Origin of the sequence: Streptococcus parasanguinis, assembly GCF_001069785.1 — a bacterium.
Taxonomy (GTDB): Bacteria; Bacillota; Bacilli; order Lactobacillales; family Streptococcaceae; genus Streptococcus; species Streptococcus parasanguinis_T.
Genome location: NZ_JVSR01000026.1, coordinates 1 through 2704, shown reverse-complemented (window position 1 = coordinate 2704; position 2704 = coordinate 1). Strand labels below are relative to the sequence as shown.

2 protein-coding genes are annotated in these 2704 nt (G+C 43.9%); both read left to right on the top strand.

The annotated features are described in order from the left end of the window. The first annotated feature begins 116 nt into the window (after positions 1 to 116). Positions 117 to 812: a B3/B4 domain-containing protein gene (locus tag ADG03_RS01705; protein WP_049472636.1), complete on the top strand. Its 696-nt coding sequence runs from the start codon at positions 117 to 119 to the stop codon at positions 810 to 812. Between the two features lie 173 nt (positions 813 to 985). Further along, positions 986 to 2599 carry a CTP synthase gene (locus tag ADG03_RS01700; RefSeq protein WP_024056237.1) on the top strand — a complete coding sequence of 538 codons (1614 nt, stop codon included), beginning with the start codon at positions 986 to 988 and terminating at the stop codon, positions 2597 to 2599. Positions 2600 to 2704 lie beyond the last annotated feature (105 nt).

Below are 2704 nucleotides of genomic sequence, written 5' to 3'. Positions count from 1 at the left end.
AATCGAATTCTAACGAATTACCGATTTCTGTCCCACTCTCTTTTTGTTTGCATTGAAAAAAGTGATGAAATGTCGTATGATAAACGTGTAAGGTTTCCCAATAGGAGGTGTTCCAGATGGACTTTCGTTTAGATCAAAGTTTAGTAGCTCTTGGTATTGATACAGTTGTGGTCGGAATTGCTAGAAATGTGGATCCCCAAGCAGTTTTGCCCCCTTCTTTTCTTGAAAAGAAGAAAGAGCTTGAACAATGGGCGCTCCAGTGTCAGACAGAAGAAGTAGTGGCATCTCCTGTCATTAAAGGGTATACAGACCTTTTGCAAAAAGTAGGGCGTAGCATCAAGAAAAATCCACCAACAGTCCTAGCTCTTATCCGAAACATCCAGCATCGAGGAGCTCTTCCTCAGATCAATAGCATCATCGATATCTATAATGTCGAATCGCTGAAGTCTTTTCTCGCGATCGGAGGACATGACCTAGATAAGATTGAGGGACCGATTGAATTTACAGTGAGTCAAAGAAACGATCTCTTTCTCCCGATCCTTTCTAGTGAAAAACATGTCGCACCGACAGATCCTGTCTACCGGGATCAAAAAGGAGTTCTGGCTTGGTTGGATGTACGCGATAGTGACCATTACAAATTTGAGGAGACTACGCAAAACGCTCTCTTTGTCATCCAAGGAAATACCGAGACGTCAGTCGAGATGCGTTTAGAAGCGCTAGAACGAATCCACAAGGACCTTGCTCTTTGCATGCCTCAGCTTCAATTTGAGAAATTTCTCGTCACACAAAATGGAGTGGAAAAGGTCGTGTAAACAGCGAAAATCATTTTCATGAATTTTTCAATTTGACAAAGTAATCCATTTGCGGTAAGATATTGTTCGGGCACCTCATTTTGAGGTCGGAGCTCCCTAAGGATTAGGGAGCTATTTTTGTTTTTTCTGCAAAGAGGAATGGCCTCTACAACATTAGAAGAAGAGGAAAGCACATGTCAACAAAATATATTTTTGTCACAGGTGGTGTCGTATCATCCATCGGGAAAGGGATTGTCGCAGCAAGTCTTGGTCGCTTGCTCAAAAATCGTGGATTGAAAGTGACCATCCAAAAATTTGACCCTTATATCAATATTGACCCAGGGACGATGAGCCCTTACCAACACGGGGAAGTATTTGTCACAGACGATGGCGCAGAGACAGACTTGGACCTTGGTCACTATGAACGCTTTATTGATATCAATTTGAATAAGTACTCAAATGTGACAACAGGGAAAATTTATAGCGAAGTCCTTCGCAAGGAACGTCGTGGAGAATACTTGGGCGCGACGGTACAGGTGATTCCTCATATTACAGATGCCTTGAAAGAAAAGATCAAACGAGCAGCGACGACGACGGATTCAGATGTCATCATCACAGAAGTCGGGGGAACAGTTGGAGACATTGAGTCCCTTCCATTCCTTGAAGCTCTACGTCAAATGAAGGCAGATGTTGGTGCTGAAAACGTTATGTACATCCACACCACTCTTCTACCTTACTTGAAGGCTGCGGGAGAAATGAAAACCAAGCCGACCCAACACTCTGTGAAAGAATTGCGTGGTCTTGGAATTCAACCAAATATGTTGGTCATCCGTACAGAAAAACCAGCTGGTCAAGGAATTAAGAACAAGTTGGCTCAATTCTGTGATGTGGCACCAGAAGCTGTCATTGAATCACTGGATGTGGAACATTTGTACCAAATCCCATTGAACTTGCAAGCACAAAATATGGACCAAATCGTTTGTGACCATTTGAAATTGGATGTTCCTGCAGCAGATATGACAGAATGGTCTGCAATGGTCGACAAGGTCATGAACCTCAAGAAGCAGGTCAAGATTTCCTTGGTTGGAAAATACGTAGAATTGCAAGATGCCTACATTTCTGTCGTTGAGGCCTTGAAGCACTCAGGGTATGCCAATGATGCAGAGGTCAAGATTAATTGGGTCAATGCCAATGATGTGACTGTTGAGAATGTGGCAGAACTCCTTGGAGATGCGGATGGGATCATTGTCCCAGGTGGTTTTGGTCAACGGGGAACAGAAGGAAAAATTCAAGCCATCAAGTATGCGCGTGAACAGGACGTACCAATGTTGGGTGTCTGCTTGGGTATGCAGTTAACCTGTATCGAATTTGCCCGTCACGTTTTAGGTTTGGAAGGGGCTAATTCATCCGAATTGGATCCAGAAACCAAGTATCCAATTATCGATATCATGCGGGACCAAATCGATGTGGAAGACATGGGTGGAACGCTCCGTCTCGGTCTTTACCCTTCTAAACTCAAACGAGGATCAAAAGCAGCAGCTGCCTATGACAATCAAGAAGTGGTACAACGTCGCCACCGTCACCGTTATGAGTTTAACAATGCTTTCCGTGAACAGTTCGAAGAAGCAGGATTTGTCTTCTCAGGCGTTTCACCAGACAACCGTTTGGTCGAAATCGTTGAAATCCCAGAAAACAAATTCTTTGTTGCTTGCCAATACCACCCAGAATTGTCAAGCCGTCCAAACCGCCCAGAAGGACTTTACACAGCCTTTATCACAGCGGCAGTTGAAAACCACGATAGCAAATAAAAATCAAGGGAGGCTGGGACAAAAGTCCTAGCCTTTCAATTATTTTTGGATTGTTGAGCAAGACGCAGTGGTTGAGTGGGCTCTACTACGCTGATTTCATCAGCT